General features: G+C 63.7%; 16 protein-coding genes. 5 read left to right on the forward strand and 11 right to left on the reverse strand.

Features of this window, described 5'->3' with window-relative positions; all coding sequences use genetic code 11:
* Positions 1-97 precede the first annotated feature (97 nt).
* Complete coding sequence (locus U5805_RS22210) at positions 98-1,276, forward strand: S8/S53 family peptidase (protein WP_322105651.1); 1,179 nt, start codon at positions 98-100, stop codon at positions 1,274-1,276.
* A 27-nt stretch (positions 1,277-1,303) separates the two neighbouring features.
* Here the strand turns inward: U5805_RS22210 and U5805_RS22215 are convergent, their stop codons facing one another.
* The 7 genes from U5805_RS22215 to U5805_RS22245 all read right to left on the reverse strand — a co-directional run bounded on the left by U5805_RS22215 (position 1,304) and on the right by U5805_RS22245 (position 8,567).
* Complete coding sequence (locus U5805_RS22215; protein ID WP_322105652.1) at positions 1,304-1,525, reverse strand: hypothetical protein; 222 nt, start codon at positions 1,523-1,525, stop codon at positions 1,304-1,306.
* A 335-nt stretch (positions 1,526-1,860) separates the two neighbouring features.
* On the reverse strand, positions 1,861-2,769 hold the full coding sequence (locus tag U5805_RS22220; RefSeq protein WP_322105653.1) for a proteasome-type protease: 909 nt from the start codon (positions 2,767-2,769) through the stop codon (positions 1,861-1,863).
* Between the two features lie 112 nt (positions 2,770-2,881).
* On the reverse strand, positions 2,882-3,691 hold the full coding sequence (locus tag U5805_RS22225) for a transglutaminase family protein (protein ID WP_322105654.1): 810 nt from the start codon (positions 3,689-3,691) through the stop codon (positions 2,882-2,884).
* Between the two features lie 50 nt (positions 3,692-3,741).
* Positions 3,742-4,695: an alpha-E domain-containing protein gene (locus U5805_RS22230; protein ID WP_322105655.1), complete on the reverse strand. Its 954-nt coding sequence runs from the start codon at positions 4,693-4,695 to the stop codon at positions 3,742-3,744.
* Between the two features lie 71 nt (positions 4,696-4,766).
* The gene (locus U5805_RS22235; RefSeq protein WP_322105656.1) at positions 4,767-6,173 is read right to left on the reverse strand and encodes a circularly permuted type 2 ATP-grasp protein; all 1,407 of its coding nucleotides are present in this window, start codon (positions 6,171-6,173) and stop codon (positions 4,767-4,769) included.
* A gap of 278 nt (positions 6,174-6,451) precedes the next feature.
* The gene (locus tag U5805_RS22240; protein WP_322105657.1) at positions 6,452-7,930 is read right to left on the reverse strand and encodes a glycosyltransferase family 2 protein; all 1,479 of its coding nucleotides are present in this window, start codon (positions 7,928-7,930) and stop codon (positions 6,452-6,454) included.
* Positions 7,931-7,949: 19 nt separating this feature from the next.
* The gene (locus U5805_RS22245) at positions 7,950-8,567 is read right to left on the reverse strand and encodes a cytochrome b (RefSeq protein ID WP_322105658.1); all 618 of its coding nucleotides are present in this window, start codon (positions 8,565-8,567) and stop codon (positions 7,950-7,952) included.
* A gap of 281 nt (positions 8,568-8,848) precedes the next feature.
* On the opposite strand from U5805_RS22245, the gene U5805_RS22250 reads away from it, so the two are divergent.
* Together U5805_RS22250 and U5805_RS22255 are read left to right on the forward strand one after the other, a co-directional pair.
* Positions 8,849-9,952: an alpha/beta fold hydrolase gene (locus U5805_RS22250; protein WP_322105659.1), complete on the forward strand. Its 1,104-nt coding sequence runs from the start codon at positions 8,849-8,851 to the stop codon at positions 9,950-9,952.
* A 377-nt stretch (positions 9,953-10,329) separates the two neighbouring features.
* The gene (locus U5805_RS22255) at positions 10,330-10,896 is read left to right on the forward strand and encodes a phasin family protein (protein WP_322105660.1); all 567 of its coding nucleotides are present in this window, start codon (positions 10,330-10,332) and stop codon (positions 10,894-10,896) included.
* A gap of 74 nt (positions 10,897-10,970) precedes the next feature.
* Here U5805_RS22255 and U5805_RS22260 read toward each other — a convergent pair whose 3' ends face one another.
* The 4 genes from U5805_RS22260 to U5805_RS22275 form a co-directional block, all read right to left on the reverse strand.
* The gene (locus U5805_RS22260) at positions 10,971-11,663 is read right to left on the reverse strand and encodes a FadR/GntR family transcriptional regulator (RefSeq protein ID WP_322105661.1); all 693 of its coding nucleotides are present in this window, start codon (positions 11,661-11,663) and stop codon (positions 10,971-10,973) included.
* 210 nt (positions 11,664-11,873) lie between these two features.
* Positions 11,874-12,797, reverse strand: coding sequence for an aldose epimerase (locus U5805_RS22265; RefSeq protein ID WP_322105662.1), 924 nt, complete (start codon positions 12,795-12,797; stop codon positions 11,874-11,876).
* A 17-nt stretch (positions 12,798-12,814) separates the two neighbouring features.
* On the reverse strand, positions 12,815-13,744 hold the full coding sequence (locus U5805_RS22270) for an SMP-30/gluconolactonase/LRE family protein (RefSeq protein WP_322105663.1): 930 nt from the start codon (positions 13,742-13,744) through the stop codon (positions 12,815-12,817).
* The gene (locus tag U5805_RS22275; protein ID WP_322105664.1) at positions 13,741-14,475 is read right to left on the reverse strand and encodes a ribonuclease activity regulator RraA; all 735 of its coding nucleotides are present in this window, start codon (positions 14,473-14,475) and stop codon (positions 13,741-13,743) included. Before U5805_RS22275 ends, U5805_RS22270 begins: the two co-directional genes overlap by 4 nt.
* 434 nt (positions 14,476-14,909) lie before the next feature.
* On the opposite strand from U5805_RS22275, the gene U5805_RS22280 reads away from it, so the two are divergent.
* Positions 14,910-16,217, forward strand: coding sequence for an MFS transporter (locus U5805_RS22280; RefSeq protein ID WP_415914646.1), 1,308 nt, complete (start codon positions 14,910-14,912; stop codon positions 16,215-16,217).
* A 70-nt stretch (positions 16,218-16,287) separates the two neighbouring features.
* Positions 16,288-17,112 (forward strand): NAD(P)-dependent oxidoreductase, encoded by an 825-nt coding sequence (locus U5805_RS22285; protein WP_322105665.1) that lies wholly within the window; start codon positions 16,288-16,290, stop codon positions 17,110-17,112.
* Positions 17,113-17,165: the final 53 nt, after the last annotated feature.

Genomic DNA, 17,165 nt, shown 5'->3' on the forward strand with positions numbered 1-17,165 from the left:
CGTGAAACGATATCGGAAAGCAATAACCTGTACTCTCCTTGCTGCTGCAACCTCGGCCGCCCAGGCTTATCCCGCCGGATGGCCTTCGACCGCCACGATGCCCTACAACCTCGGCGGCTCGCTGAACGGGACCTACACCGACAGGAACGGCAAAACGTTCGACGGAACCGGATGGATCGTTGCCGATATTGACGGCGCATTTCGCCCCGACAATCCGGTGTTCAAAACGGCGGCGGGCCAGTCGAAGGTCCTTGTCGAAGCGTGTTTTGGCCAGAAGCTGGAAACTACATGGGGTAGCCTGTGCAAGACCCAGGCGTGGATCAATCGCCCGTTGCCGGGTGATCCCTCGGCGGGCTACTGGTTTAGCGCCGCCAGCGGTGTATCCGCGCCATCCGATTCACCGGACAATTCCTGTCGAGACTCAAGCAATCCCGAAACCCCACAGTATTGTCATTACTACCACGGCACTGCCACAGCGGGGATCATGGTCGGCCAGCAGACTGCGCGCTACGAGGCTGACGGGACACACTTCTTTTACGCGGGTGTGGCCCCCGGCGCGCGGGTCATGACTTTCAAGATTGGTGGCGGCACCGGCTCCGCGTCGAATTCGGGATGGCCGATCAACTCGGTGATTGACGCACTCGACTACGTTGCCAGGGCACTGGGTAACGGGGACATCGGTCTCCCTCAAATCGCAGCAGTGAACATTTCCGCAAATGGCAGTTCGATCGCCGGGGAATTGCCGTGTGGCACGGGCAGCGACGGAGCCCGGATCGACGCTCTTGCCGGTCAGTTGAAGGCCGCGCATATCGCGGTCATCATGAATGCGGGCAATGATGCTGTAAATGGCGGCACGGGAACGTGGACGTGCGGAAAGAATGTGATCGTGGTCGGTGCAACGGGAATCATCGATCCCACCGTTCCGACCAGCTACACAAACATCTCGCAGAAGGTATCGCTGTTTGCTCCGGTCGGCAGTGGGGATCGGGCCAGCGGGGATATTACGCTCGCACCCTGGGCCGGTGCCGGATCGTTCTACGTACGCGGCACATCATTTGCCGCTCCGCAGATTGCTGCCGCGTTCGCCGTGCTGCGTCAAAAGTTCGGCCAGGGACCAAGCGTGGACGCACTCGTCCAGTTGTTGAAATCAACAGGTACACCGCTGACAGGTCAACGCGCTGGATTGGCCGCGCCCGGTGCGGTGGTTATCAACATCAAGGCGGCCCTGAATGGTCCGACACCCCCTGTTGATCCGCTCTGGGCAAATCTGAAATAGTGGGTCACGCCGTCGCCGCTGCCAGTTCTACGTCACTGAGCCGTCCGGCCAGTACATGAGCGACCGCACCAGCACGTTCGAGGCGAACTGGTGGTTGCGCGACCCGGCAATGACCAGCTCCTTCGCGCTCACGGCCGGCGCGCCCGGAACGACAAGTGACTTGTTGCCGTTCACCGAGGCGCCGGCCGAGTCTCCCGCCCCGCTCCACGCAATGCCGGCCTGAAAACGCTGGCCGTCAACTACGTTCACCCCACGACCGTGCCATGGGTTCTGGTGCCGCAGACGCCACGGCCAGCGCTCCCCGCAGCGTATCGGCTGCGGTGAGCTTCAGGAGCAATTGCTTCGCTGAGGGTTTGAGAATGTTTTTCCCAAGATATTCCCCACAAAACAAATGCTTGTGGAACTTCCACACCGCAAGGTGAAGTTGTCCACAACTTTTGGGCATAACTCTGGGGACAACCGCCTGGAGATCGCGCCAAGTCCTTGATCGGACGGGGACTTGATCGCTCGCGTCGTGCTTGCAGCAACTTGCGCTTCCGGTGGGCACCGCCGTCCGCGTCCGACCTCGAACCAAGGCATCGCCGTCATTCGCTGCGCAGGGGGCGCGGCGCGCCCGGTGCCGCTGCATTCGTCACCGCATTCGCCGCTGAATGAGGTCGCGCCTCGGCCAGCGTCTGCGCGGGCCGCGGTTCGCTGGCGTGGCCGTCGTGCGTGGCGCGCGGCGCGGTGGGCAACGCGGCGCGGTCGTGGCGCGGCACATTGCCCTCTTCGGTCCAGAGCGGATCGGGAATCTCGCCGAATACCTGCCGCAGCCGCTCGCCCCACGTCGAATGAATCATCTGAAAATACGCATTCGACTGATCGAGCGACGCATATCGCGTCACCCGCAGCGCGTCGCGCTCATACACGAGCAGATCGAGCGGCAAACCCACCGAAAGATTCGAACGCAGCGTGGAATCCATCGAGATCAACGCGCATTTCGCGGCCTCGTCGAGCGGCGTGCGCGGCGTCAGCACGCGGTCGATGATCGGCTTGCCGTACTTCGATTCGCCGATTTGAAAATACGGATTGACACTCGACGTCTCGATGAAATTACCCGCCGCATAAACCTGGAACAGCCGCATCGGCTGCGTGCCAATCTGGCCGCCGAGAATGAAGCTGCAATTGAAATCGACATTGAAACGCTCGAGCGCCTCCGCGTCGCGTCGATGCACTTCGCGCACCGCATCGCCCACCACGCGCGCGGCTTCCACCATCGTCTGTGCGTTCCAGAGCGTCGCGCGCGCCGGATCGTGCGGCTCGCTCAGCACCTGCAAGGTCGCCTGCGTGATCGCCAGATTGCCTGCCACGAGCAGCACGATCACGCGTTCGCCCGGTTCCTCGAACACGGCCATCTTGCGCGACGTGCTTACGTGATCGACGCCCGCGTTCGTGCGCGTATCGGAAAGAAAGACAAGTCCCTGATCGACCGCCATCGCCACACAGTACGTCATGCGCTTCCTTTGCCCGCTCGGGCGCCTTCGTGCCGCACGCGTTTCGCACGTTTCGCATCAGAAACGTCGCGCACGGTCTTCGTGATAACGAGAAAACTACTGCGACGAGAGACTACTGCTGTGCCTGCTGCGACCGCTGCGCGCTCACGCGCACGCTGACGTCCAGCGTTTCGCCAGCGCCGCCTACGCGGCGTCCGCGCACCGGCGCCGCTGCTTCGTAGTCGCGGCCCACCGCGAGGCGGCAATATTTTTCGCTTGCGAAACACGCGTGCGTGACGTCGACGGTCACCCAGCCGTTGTCGAGCCACACGTCGACCCATGCATGGCTCGCCATGTCCGGCACGTTGCCCGGATCGAGATAGCCGCTCACATAGCGCGCCGGCACGCCGCGCGCGCGGCACAGCGCGAGCATGACGTGCGCATGGTCCTGGCACACGCCGCGTCCGAGCGCGAACGCGTCGGCGGCCGTGTGCGTCACGTCCGTCACGCCCGATTCGTAGCGCACGCGCTCCGCCACGCGCGCCGCGGCTTCGAGTATCGACGCGGCATCGTCGAACGGCGCCAGGTTGTGCGCGAACTCCGTGAGCGCGCCGTCGGCTTCGGTGAGGCGCGTAGGCGAAGTGAAGTGCTGCACCGGCACCGGACCTTCGCCTTCCGGCAAGCGGCCGTCGGGCAGCGGCACGGTTTCCACCTCGCCGCGCACACGCAAACGTATTTCCGTGTGCGGACGCGTGAGCACCAGGGTCATCAGCGTATTGCCGTATGCGTCGCGCGTGGCTTCGAGCTTGCCGGGCGCATCGACATGCCATTGCGTGACGATCTGCGCAGGCGTCGTAAGCGGAGAAAGCCGCAATTGCTGGATCGAGTAATGCACGGGCACTTCATAGCGATAAACCGTGTCGTGCCGGATCGCGAGCTGCATGACGAAATCTCCATCAAGACGAAAAAAATATCGATGGTTCGCGAAGCGCGTCAACCGACCGGCAGCATCAAGTAAGTGCGCGCGACCTGATTGCCCAGCTCGTACACGCGCGCGAGGAATTGCGTGAGAAACGTATGCACGCCCATCGCAAAGATCTGCCTCAGGTCCGCGTAAAGAAGCTCCGCGCGCAGCTTGCCTGCCGTGCGTTCGACTTCGCGCGAGGAATCCGTGCGCAGCATCGCGAGATTCGTGCACACGCCGTCGAGCGAAGCCAGCAGCGAACGCGGCATCTGCTGATTGAGGATCAACAGCTCCACCACGCGCGCCGGCGTGACCACGTCGCGATAGACCTTGCGATAGATTTCGAGCGCCGAAACCGAACTCAGAATGGAAGTCCAGTAATAGAAGTCCTCGAGTTGACGCGCGGCGGAACGCGAGTCGGTTTGATCGACTTCGGCAAAGCGCACGTCGAGAATACGCGCGGTATTGTCGGCGCGTTCGAGAAAAGTGCCCAACTGCGTGAAGAACAGCGCGTCGTCCTGCAACGCGGTGCCAAGGCGCACGCCACGCGAAAGATGCGAGCGAAATTTCACCCATTCGAACAGCGTGTCCGGGTGCGTTTCCAGTTCGCCGCCGCGCAAACGCTCGGTGAACTGCAACCATGTGTCGTTGATGGTTTCCCACCACTCCGTCGTCAACGTGCCGCGTACCGCGCGCGCGTTCTCGCGCGTGGCATGCAGGCACGAATAGATGCTCGACGGATTCGTCGGGTCCGCCACGAGAAAGTTGAGCACGTTGCTGCTCGTCGTCTCTTCGTGGCGCTCGTCGAATGCAGGTTCGAGTTCCGAAATGCGCAGCATCGCGCGATGCGCGCGCGCTTCGGAATCGACACTGCCCGGCAGCAGCAGCGCTTTCAGATTGATGTCGAGCATGCGCGCGGTATTCTCCGCGCGCTCCATGTAGCGGGCCATCCAGAACAAATGATCGGCGGTGCGACTCAGCATGATCGATCCTTTTCTCTCTATTTCTGGCGCGAGCCGTTAATGAAGATGACGATGATGGAACGCGATGCGGCTCATTCGAGCACCCATGTGTCCTTCGTTCCGCCGCCCTGCGACGAATTCACGACCAGCGAACCCGCTTTCAGCGCCACGCGCGTGAGGCCGCCCGCCGCCATCTGAATCGTCTTGCCCGAGAGCACGAACGGACGCAAGTCGATATGGCGCGGCGCAATGCCCACTTCCACGAAAGTCGGGCACGCCGACAACGAAAGCGTGGGCTGCGCAATGTAATTGCCGGGCCGCGCCATCAAGCGCGCGCGAAACGCTTCGATTTCCTCGCGCGTGGAAGCAGGCCCGACCAGCATGCCGTAGCCGCCCGCACCATGCACTTCCTTGACGACGAGATCGGGCAGATTTTCGAGCGTCCACGCAAGATCGTCGGGGCGGCGGCATTGCCATGTCGGCACGTTCTTCAAAATGGGTTTTTCGCCGAGATAGAACTCGATCATGTCGGGCACGTAGGGGTAGATCGACTTGTCGTCGGCGACACCGGTGCCCATCGCGTTCGCCAGCACGACGCGGCCCGCGCGATACGCCGTGAGCAGTCCGGGCACGCCGAGCGCGGAATCGGCGCGAAACGCCAGCGGATCGAGAAAGTCGTCGTCCACGCGGCGATAAATCACGTCCACCCGGCGCGGACCTTGCGTCGTCCGCATGAATACATAGTTATCCTCAACAAACAGATCCTTGCCTTCCACCAGTTCCACGCCCATTTGCTGCGCGAGAAACGTGTGCTCGAAGTACGCGGAGTTATACATGCCGGGCGTAAGCAGCACGACTATGGGATCGTCCACGCCTTCGGGCGCCGAGGCACGCAACGTTTCCAGCAGCAGATCGGGATAATGCGCGACCGGCGCCACCTTATGCTGCACGAACAACTCGGGGAAAAGCCGCATCATCATCTTGCGATTTTCGAGCATGTACGAGACGCCCGAAGGCACGCGCAAGTTGTCCTCCAGCACGTAAAACGCGCCGTCGCGGCCATCGCGCACGATGTCGATCCCGGCGATATGCGCGTACACGCCCAGCGGCAAATCAATGCCCTGCATTTCCGGCCGGTATTGCGCATTCGTATAAACCTGGTCGGCCGGAATCACGCCCGCGCGCACGATGTTGCGATCGTGATAGACGTCGTGAAGAAAAAGGTTGAGCGCCTGCACGCGCTGGCGCAGGCCGCGCTCGAGCAAGTCCCACTCGCCGGCGGGAATGATGCGGGGAATGAGATCGAAGGGAATGAGCCGTTCGGTGCCCGACAAGTCGCCGTTCACGGCGAACGTAATGCCTACGCGGCGGAACAGCAGATCCGCTTCGGCGCGTTTGCGCGCCATCGTCTCGCCGGTCTGGCGTTCGAGCCAGCGATGAAACCGTTCGTAGTGCGGGCGCACGGCGCCCTCGTCGCGCATCTCGTCATGGACTTGCATCGTTCGTTCTCGCGCGTGGATGCAGTCGCGCCGCGCGTTTCGTCACAGGATTGCGACGTCGCGCCGGCACGCTGCGACGCAATGAAAAAAGCAAGGGATATGCCATCGCGTCCGCGCGACAGCATGCGCTTCGATGGTGCAAATCATGTGACGTCGGCTGCCCCGAAACGGAACACGCGTCAGCCGCCCCATCGGGGCGCTTCAACATGGTGCAAACAAAAACGGCATCAAGACGAAATTCGTCTTGATGCCGCTCGAATGGAACGCGCCGCGCAGAGTTAACGCGTGGACGCGGTGCTTTCGCGATGGCTCGCGGCGGAAAGGCCCGTGCGGTGCTGCACGCCCCATTTGCGGCGGCCGAGCAGAAAATGCAGCCAGCCGAGCGCGGCGCCGCTATGGCGCATCAACTGGAACGAAAACGGCTCGAAGATCGCGGCCAGCAACGCCATGCCGAAGCTCGAACTCGTGCGGTCGCCGCTCCAGCGCCGATAAAGATGCACCGAGAACAAATGGAATGCGAGGTCGATTGCAATCTTGCCGACGATCACACCCAGCACCGGCAGCACGATCGTGAAGCGGCCGTCGAACAGAAAGCCGATGAGCAGCGCGAACGCCGTGAGGCCGTAAATGGGCTGCACCGTGTCGAACGCTTTTACAGGCAGCATCATGAGGCCGAGCTTGCCGTACTGGCGGCTGCCCGTCATGTCGCGATACCAGTATTGCGTTTGCAGAAAACCCGCGAACCAGCGGCGGCGCTGACGCAAGAAACTCGCGAGCGTGCCCGGCGCATCGGTATGCGCGCGCGCGGTGCCAAGCACGCGCACGTCCCAGCCCAGCCGCGCTTGCGCCGAATACCGGCGCAAGCGGTGAATCAGTTCGTAGTCCTCGACGAGACAATGCGGATCGAAACCGCCGACGGTCATCACCGCATCGCGGCGAAATCCCGCGAAGGCGCCCGACACGAGCAGCAAGCTGTCGGCACGCATCCACGCGAAACGCGAGATGAAATTGCGGATGTATTCGTAGGTCTGAAACCACTGGAAAAAGCGCCCGCTCAGCGACTTTCCGCACACCGGCGTGAGCAGCCCCGCCGCGGCGACCAACCGCGGCTCGCCGCCGAACGCTTCGATCATCGCGGCGCACGCGTCCGGTTCGAGCAGCGTGTCGGCGTCCACGGTCATCACGGTATCGGTGGCAATGGCAAGCAAGGCCGCATTCAACGCGCGCGCCTTGCCGCCGTGCGCGAGCCGCAGCCAGCGCAAATTCGGATGCTGCGGCGAAGGCGCGCTCAACTGGCCTTCGCCCGGATCGACCAGCCCGTAATGTTGCGCGAGCAGCGCGGCCGTGCCGTCGGTCGAACCGTCGTCGGCAATCACGATCTGTTGCGGCGCACGCGTTTGCGCGAACAACGCATCGAGCGTGATCGGCAACACCGAAGCCTCGTTGTGCGCCGCGACGATCACGCCGAGCGACGGCAACGGCGTATCGCTGCCTCGTGCCGCCGCCGTGACGGATGCGGGCGGCGCGAGCAGCACGCGCGCCTGCCACGCCACGAACACGAGCAGCACCGTGTCGTAGATCACATACGCGATGCCGGTGGACCATGCGACCACGCCTTGCAGAAAGAAGGCGCGCGCGAACAGCACCAGCCACAGCACCATGACGCCTAGATGAATCACGATGCTCGCGATGGGCGTGCGCGGCGGCACGAGGCGCGGCGACGTGCGGATCAAAGCCTCTTCAAGCGTGTTTTTCAAGGCATTCCCTTTCGATTGCTCACGGCATCATTCGGCGCAGCACCGAATGACGATCGATCCATTGATGCTTGAGCGCGCCCGCGATATGCAGCGCCAGCACGCCATAAAGCGCATAGCTGCACGCCGTGTGCAGCGCGCCGAATTGTTCATGCAACCGGTCTTTCGTGGCCGGATCGAGGTTCATCACGAACCCGATGCGCGGCCAGGGCACCACGCCGTACAGATACATCGGATGCGAGGCAGCGGCGACCCACGCGGAATCGTGCAGCCAGCCCGTAAGCGGCATGGCGAAGATCAGCACATAAAGCGCAATGTGCGCCGCATGGGCGGCCGCACGCTCCCACATGGGAAACTCGGCCGGCAACGGCGGCGGACGATGCGAAAGCCGCCACAGCACGCGCAGGATCGCGAGCCCGAGCACGGTAATGCCGATGGACTTGTGCGTGTCGATCATCAAGCGAATGGCCGTATCCGAAAGCGCGCCGTCGGGCAGCAGCGCGCCCAGCAGACCGAGCACCACGTTCGTGAGGATCAGGAGCGCAATCGACCAGTGCAGCAACACCGCGACGCGCGTGTATTTCTGCGAGACGAGATCGGCGTGGGCAAAAGCGGATTCGGCGGGTAAAGGTGTTTTCACGTGATTCGAGCGGTAGTCATTCAAACGGTGGCGATTCAATAGTCACAACGCGGCGTGCGGCGACTTTATTCCGGCCTGTTGAATAACGCGCCGCCAGCCGCGTGACGACCCGCTCATTATGCGCCGCGGCCTGCGGCCGTGCAGAAGGCGCAATCGTAAAGCACGAGTAACGCATTTGAAAAAATAAACCCGTAATAGCGATTAAATTGCGTGTTTTTGTGCGTCGATGGGCGCACTCAGGCACAATCCGCCGCACAACAACACGTAAAGGAAACGCCACTGTGAATCGCTTGTTACTCGCGCTATTAGCCGCCTCGTGTACGGGATTACTGCCGTTGGCGGCGTGCGCGCAATCCGCATCCAATCCAGCCCCGCCCGCACTCGAACCGCATAGCGGCGATTACGTCGAACACGATTTCCACTTCTCCGACGGCTCGACGCTGCCCGAAGTGCGCATTCATTACACGACGCTCGGCACGCTGAAGCGCGACGCGCACGGCCACGCGACCAACGCCGTGCTGCTGTTGCACGGCACCACGGGCACCGGCAAAACGTATCTCGCGCCCGCCATGCAGCGCGAACTGTTCGCGCCCGGCGCGCCGCTCGATGCGAGCCGCTACTTCATCGTGATGCCGGACGGCCTCGGCCGCGGCGGTTCCAGCAAGCCCAGCGACGGCCTGCGCACGCATTTCCCGCGCTACGGCTACAACGACGTGGTCGAAGCGCATCACCGCATGCTCGTCGAAGGACTTGGCGTGGATCATTTGCGCCTCGTGCTGGGCACGTCGATGGGCGGCATGCAAACGTGGATGTGGGGAGAGCGCTATCCGCAGATGGCCGACGCGCTCATGCCTATCGCGAGCCAGCCCATTCCGATGGCGGGCCGCAACTGGCTGTGGCGTCAGATGGTGGTCGGCGCGATCCGCAACGACCCCGGTTGGAACAACGGCGACTACAGCGCGCAACCGACGCAGTGGACGCGCGTGATGCCGATCTTCACGATCATGACCAACAATCCCACCCGCATGCAGACGCAGGCGCCCGACCGCGCCGCGGCCACCAGGCTCTATGACAACCTCGTCGCCGAAGCCGGCAAGAACGACGCAAACGACGTGCTCTACTGGTTCGAATCGTCGTGGGACTACGATCCGTCGCCGGACCTTGCGAAGATTCGCGCGCCGCTATTCGCCGTCAATTTCAACGACGATCTCATCAACGCCACCGATCTTGGCGTGATGCAGCGCCTCGTTTCGCAAGTCCCGCACGGGCGCTTTGTCGAAGTGCCGGAAGGCCCGCATTCGTACGGCCATCAGACCCTCGCGCATCCCGAAGTGTGGCGGCCGTATCTCGTGCAGTTGCTCGAGAGTTCCGATACGAAACACTGAGCCGCGCGGCGGCCTTCCGCGGTTTCCATACGGAAAACGAGAAAACTTCGGCGGCAAACGAAAGGCCGGATCGTGGCAGCGATCCGGCCTTTTTCGTTCACGCCGTTCGAGCCGGCGCAATGGCCTGGCCGCCCGCAGCGCTCGCCCGCATGCCGCCCCGGACGGAAACCATCTCGGAAATATTCGTCCTGAAATCAAATAATTAGCCGATTGCTGCATCGCACAAAATATGGCTTGACAGGAATATTGGATCGGGTAATATGAAGTTGATTGCTGCATCGCACAAAACCTTCCTGCGCGACCCGGTGATCGAACCGAAAGCCGTTATTTTCGAAACGAAACCGACGCGTAGCGTCTCTCGCCAAAGGAACGAAACCATGACTCTGCCGACTCCCGAACAATTCGCCGCCACCCAGAAGGCCGGCTTCGAAGCCCTTTTCGGTCTTACGAGCAAGGCATTCGAAGGCGCGATCAAGCTCGCCGAACTCAACCTCCAGACGGCCCGCACGGCATTCGCCGAAGGCCAGGAAAGCGCCCAGCGCGCGTTCTCCGCCAAGGACCCGCAAGGCTTCTTCGCCGCGCAAGCCGGTCTCGCGCAGCCCGCCGCCGAACAGGCGCTGGCTTATGGCCGCAGCGTCTACGACATCGTTTCCGCCACGCAAGCCGAATTCGCGAGCGCCGCGCAAGCGCAATACGAACAGCAGCAGCGCGCGCTCGAATCGTTCGTCGACAACGCCGCCAGGAACGCGCCGGCCGGCTCGGAAGCCGCTGTCGCCGCGATCAAGACGGCCATCAACGCCGCCAACAGCGCGGTCGACTCGGTGAGCAAGGCGGCAAAACAAGCCGTCGAATACGCTGAAACCAATCTGGACGCCGCCGGCAAGGCCGCAACGAAGGCGGTCGCGCAAGCTTCGGCACGCGCCGCGAAGCAAGCTGCGGTTTAAGCCAGCCCTCTACGGCGAAAAAAAAGCGGCCTGTGCGCCGCTTTTTTTCATTTCTGCCGACAACCCATCGCCGCTCAAGATCCGAACATGCGATTCACGGCGCGTTCGAGATGGCTGCGCATGGCTTGCGACGCGCGTTCGGCGTCGCGTTGCCGAATGGCTTCGAGCACTTCGAAGTGTTCCTGCTGCACGAGCCGCTGACGCTCGACCGACTTCACGAGCGACAAATTGCGCGAAAGATTCATGCTGAACACCATCTGCTCCTGAATGCCCGACAGCGCCGTGATGAAAAACTGGTTTTTCGACGCGCGCGCCACGGCCATGTGAAACGCGAAGTCGTCTTTCGCGCCGATGCCCGCCGAAGTTTCGATGATCGTTTGCAGGTTGTCCCACTCGCGCTGGATGGCCGCGATATCGCCTTCCTCGGCTTTTTGCGCCGCGAGCGAGGCCGCGCCCGCCTCCACCACCACGCGATATTCGTAGCAGCGCCGAATGTCCGACAACGTTTCGAGCGGCGCGAAGCGGCGCACGTCCGGGTCGGGACGACGCATGACCGTGGTGCCGGAACCGTGGCGCGTGGCGATGATGCCGTCCGCGCGCAGTTGCGCGAGCGCCTCGCGCACGGTCGGCCGCGACGTGGCAAAGCGCTCCGCCAGCATGTGCTCCGTCGGCAAACGCTCCCCTTCCTTGTATTCGCCTTCGATGATGCGGTTGAGGATGTCGCTGTAAATCCGCGCCGGCATATTCGGCGCTTTCTGCTCAGACATGATCGGACGGTACACGTTGGGTTGTCAGGAGTATCTTGAATTGTAAGTCATATGACCCGCGCGGAACGCCGAACGCCTGTCGGGCGAACGCAACGGGCAGCGCAAGCGCGAACACCGGCGACGAATGTTGCCGACGATGTTGCCGGCGAATGATGCAGGCAAGCGCCACGATCAGAGCCAACCACGAACGTCATCGAACGGAGCCATCCACTACGGCAGCGCGCTCACGCGAATGCGCAGCGCCGCGGTTTCCGTCGCGCCCGGTTCGAGCCAGCGCAAACCCAGCCCGGTATGAATCGCGTCGGGCAAACCGAGCCACGGCTCGACGCAATAGAAGTCGGAATCGGGCGCGAGCGTCCAGGTCGTGACCGCGTACCAGTGCGCCGAACGAGCGGATTCCGGCGGCCGCAGGTCGAGGTCGATCGCGCGCCGTTGCGAAGCCATTTCGATACGCACGGGCGCGTCCGGCTCGCCGTCGAGGCAATGAAAACGATCGACGATTCGCGGGTCGTCGAGACGATATTGAAGCGCGCCCGGCATGGCAGCGGTCGTCGCACCATCCGGCAACTGACGACGCCACAGGTTGCGCGGCAACGCGATCGTGGTTTGGGCGCGCCCGGCATGCGGCAGCGCAAAGTAAAAATGGTGCCCCGCGTAGTACGGCAGCGGCTTGTCGCCGGTATTGGTCGTGGTCAGCGCGACTTCCAGCGTGGCGTCGTCGACAAGCGCATACGCGACCTCGAAGCGAAAGCCGAACGGATAACGCTCGCGCGTGGCCGCGCTGTCCGTGAGCGTCATGCGCACGGCGTCGCCTTCGCGCGCCACTTCGCTCGCAAACGGCAGGTCGCGCGCGAAACCATGCAGCGGCATCTCGCGCACGACGCCTTGCGCGTCGCGCCACGCGCCCATCTTGCCGTCCACCCAATGCCGCGCGATAAACGGGAACAGCAGCGGATTGCCGCCGCGAATCAGGCCCGGCCGGCTCCAGTCGGGCGCGTCGGGCCAGTAAAGAATCGGCGCGCCGCCGACCGTCCACGACAACAGCCGGCCGCCCGCTTGCGGCGCCACCCGCAAGCGCGACACGCCACGCACGAGTTCGACGACATCCTGGTTCTGAAACCGCCTTGTTTCCATTCGGATAACGCGAAAACTCAGCCCAGCGCGCCCGCGAAATCGGGCTCGGGCAAACCGCGCACGCCGGCATCGACCGCGAACACGAGTCCGTCCAGCTCGCCCGCTTGCGCGGGGATGATCGTCGTGACGAACAGCGTGTCGAAATTCGCGCCGCCGAATGCGCACATGGAAGGCTTCGCGACCGGCACCGCGACGCTGCGTTCTAGCCGCCCTTCCGGCGTGAAACGCAGCAACCGGCCCGCGTCGTTGGCGCAGATCCAGTAGCAGCCGTCGGCGTCGACGGCCGCGCCGTCGGGGCGTCCCGTGTAGTCGTGCAGATCGGCGAACACGCGGCGATTCGTGGGCACGCCGTCGTCGATGTCGTAGTCGAACGCCCAGATCACGCGGCTCGACGGATGCGAATCGGAGAGATACATCGTGCGGCCGTCCGGCGACCACGCGAGGCCGTTTTGCGTGCAAAGCCCTTCGATCACCGGCGCCGACAATCCCTCTTCCGCCGTATAGCGATACAGCTTGCCCGCGGGATTCGGCTCGGCCGCGTCCTGCACCATCGTGCCCGACCAGAAGCGCCCCTGACGATCGCAGCGGCCGTCGTTGAAACGCATGCGCGCGGCGTCGTGCGCGACGCTCGCGAGCGACCGCACGCCGGCTTCGCCCCTAAGCGCCTGCGCGGCCGGCTCATGCAGCGTGACGGCGAAAAGACCCGTTTCGAGCGCCGCCAGCACGCCGCCGCCGCGCGCGAACGCGAAGCAGCCGATGCGCTCCGGCAGCGCCCATTCGGTGCGTCGCGCGGTATCGACGGCATAACGCACGATCGTTTGCGCCGGGATGTCGACCCAGTACAGCGCGTTTTCCTGCGCGCGCCAGATCGGGCATTCGCCAACCGCCGAACGGCGCGCGTCATGGCTTTCGAGCGGCCGCGCCGGCGCCCTATCGTTCGCGCTCATTGCTGATCCTTTTTCCAGGCTTCGTAGGCGGCGAGCGTCGCTTCGTTCGGCGGATAGGTGCCCGGCAGCGCCGCGCCCGCTTCGATGCGCTGGGTGACGAAGCGCTCCAGGCGCTCCTGCTCGCAGGCGTCGCGCGCGACTTCCTCGGCGAGATGGCGCGGAATCACCACGATGCCGTCGATATCACCGACGACGATGTCGCCCGGATACACCGCCACGCCGCCGCACGCGATCGGCACGTCGAGATCGACGGTGTGGTGCTTGCAGAGATTGAGCGGCGCGGACGCTCCCGCGCAGAACACCGGAATGCCGAGCGCGGCAATGGTGCCGCTGTCGCGCACCGGGCCGTCCGACACCATGCCGGCCACGCCGCGCACCTTCATGCGCGTGGCGAGGATCGAGCCCATCGAAGCCGCGTCGGTCACGCCGCGGCAATCCTGCACGAGCACCGCGCCCGCAGGCACGGTTTCGACGCCCTTGCGCTGCGGATGCTCGGGATTCTGGAACGCGCTCAGTTGATCGAGATCCTCGCGCGCCGGGATATTGCGCATCGTGAACGCCGGCCCGACGAGATTGGGCGTGCCGGGCGCGGGCGCGGCCAGCGGCTTCACGCCTTGCAGAAACACGTTGCGCAGGCCGCGCTTGAAAAGCTGGGTGGTCAGCGTGGCGTTGGAAACGTGGCGCAGTTGTTCGAGCGCGGTTTCGCTGACGGGGATATCGGGTGAATGCATCGTGTCTCTTCCGTTTTCGTTTGGGATGCGAACTGCCGGAGCGCCACGGCGCCATGCGCGTGAGCGATGGATCGCATTGTTGTAATACAACACTCGAATTGTCAACCCGCGACGGGAGCGTGCAGTCCGCGCCGGATGTATGACGACTCGACGCATCGGCTCGCAGCGTTTCACCTCAGCCCGCATGCCGATTCCACTGACCGACGCCGACGAGCCTCAAATGTTGTGCCGGCGTCGTGAATTTACGGCGGAGTCTGCCCGCGCACCAGGGAAACCACCAGCCCATCATTATTTGCTTTACAACTTAGCCGCAAATAGAATGATGTCTTACATGAAGGCCCGCCAGTCAGGCCTGCTTCGCACGGAAACACATCCATCGGGACTCGCAGGGCGGCGCCGTCGCGCCGGAGTCCGCCAACAGCAGGAGACGAGCAGTGCAACGCAAGACAATCAAGGGGGTGCGGTGGTGGATCATCGGCCTCATCATGATCGGCACCGTTTTCAACTACCTCGCGCGCAGCTCGCTCTCGGTGGCCGCGCCCACGCTCACCGAAACGCTCCACATGACCACGCAGCAGTATTCCTACGTGGTCACCGCCTTCCAGGCGTGCTATGCCCTTTCGCAGCCCATAGCGGGCTTCGTGCTCGACTCCCTTGGCGTCAAGATCGGCTTCGCGATCTTCGCGCTCGGCTGGGCCATCGCCAACATGCTGCACGGCCTCGCCGGAAGCTGGGGCGCGCTCGCCTTCTTCCGCGGCCTGCTCGGCATGAGCGAAGCCGCCATCTTCCCGGCGGGCATGAAGTCGATCAGCGCCTGGTTCCCGGCGAAGGAGCGTTCGGTCGCCACGGGCTGGCTCAACACGGGCACCTCGGTCGGCGCCATGATCGCCCCGCCGCTCGTGGTCTGGTGCATTCTCAAATACAACTGGCAGTTCGCCTTCGTGCTCACGGGCGGCGTCGCGCTGATCTGGGTGGCGCTCTGGCTCGTGTTCTTCAAGATGCCGGCCGAGCACCCGCGCCTCTCGCAGGAAGAAGCCGACTACATCAGCGCGGGCCAGACCGACGCGCAAAAGGCGGCAGGCGGCAAGCGCGCGTCGTTCAAGGAAGTGCTCAAGACGCGCCGCTTCTGGGGCATCGGCATTCCGCGCATGCTCGCCGAACCGGCATGGCAAACCTTCGGCGCGTGGATTCCGCTCTACATGGTCACGGTGCGCCACATGAACCTGAAGGAAATCGCGCTGTTCGCGTGGATGCCCTTCCTCGCCGCCGACCTCGGCTGCCTGATCGGCGGCTATCTCGCGCCCCTCTTCATCCGCTGGTTCGGCTGCTCGCTCATCACCTCGCGCAAGCTCGTCATCACGACCGGCGCGCTGCTGATGATCGGACCGGCCTGCGTGGGCCTCGTGGCCAGCCCGTATGCGGCCATCGCCCTGTTCTGCGTCGGCACGTTCGCGCACCAGACCATTTCGGGCGCCCTGTTCACGCTCGCCTCCGACGTGTTCGGCCAGCACGAAGTCGCCACCGCCACGGGTCTTTCGGGCATGTTCGGCTACCTTGGGGCCACGGTGTTCTCGCTCATCGTCGGCGCACTGGCCAGCACGATCGGCTATAACCCGTTGTTCGTGTGCCTGATGCTGTTCGACCTGATCGGCGCCTGCGTGGCGTGGCGTTTGCTCGCGGGCCAGCCGAAAGACGATGCGGCCAGCGCCGCGCTGCGGCCGGCGCAGAAAATCGAAGCCTGATTCGGATGTACACTGGCCGGCGCCTGCGAGGGCGCCGGCTTTCGGCGTTTTAATGTGAGGTAAATCCACTGTGAAGAAAGTTGCATTGACCGGCGCGGCCGGCCAGTTGGGCACCGTGTTGCGCAAGGGCCTGCACGAGCGCGGCGTGAACCTGCGCTCGGCTGCCGGCTCGAAGCCGCTCGATCCGCTGTTCCCGGGCGAGGACGTGATGCACGGCGATCTGCGCGACCCGCAAGTGGTCGATCGTCTGCTCGACGGCGTCGATGTGCTGATCCACATGGCCGGCACGAGCGTGGAGCGCCCGCTGCCCGAGATCATCGAAAACAACTTGCGCGGCCTCGTGGAAGTGTACGAAGGCATGCGCCGCCACGGCACCCGACGCATCCTGTTCGCCAGCTCGAATCACGCGATCGGCATGTATCCGGTGGAGGAAAAACTCACGCTCGATTGCGCGTTGCGCCCCGACGGTTTTTACGGTCTTTCGAAGGCGTGGGGCGAATCGCTCGCGCGTCTCTACTGGGACAAGCACGGCATCGAAACGGTGAACGTGCGTATCGGCAGTTGCCTTCCGAAACCCACCGAATTCCGCCATCTGAGCACGTGGTTCGGTCACGACGACTTGTTCCATCTCGTCGATCGCGTGATCAACGTCGACGAAATCGGCTTTGCAATCGTCTGGGGCGTGTCGAACAACACGCGCAGCTACTGGATACAGGAAGGCGAAAACGACGGCGCAAAGCGCCTCGGTTACGAGCCGAAGCAGAATTCCGAGGACTGGGCCGCCGAGATTCTCGCGCAAGCCAACCCGCTCGACGCGGTTGCGCAGCGGTATCAAGGCGGCAGTTTCGCGAGCTTCGATTTCACGCCGGCGGAGCAGCGCGGCAAGCGCGGCTGATCGCGCCGAACGTGCGTTTTATCGCCGCCGGCCGGAAAGCGCCCTTCAGGGCG

This window comes from Paraburkholderia sp. J41, from assembly GCF_905220235.1.
Lineage (GTDB): Bacteria > Pseudomonadota > Gammaproteobacteria > Burkholderiales > Burkholderiaceae > Paraburkholderia.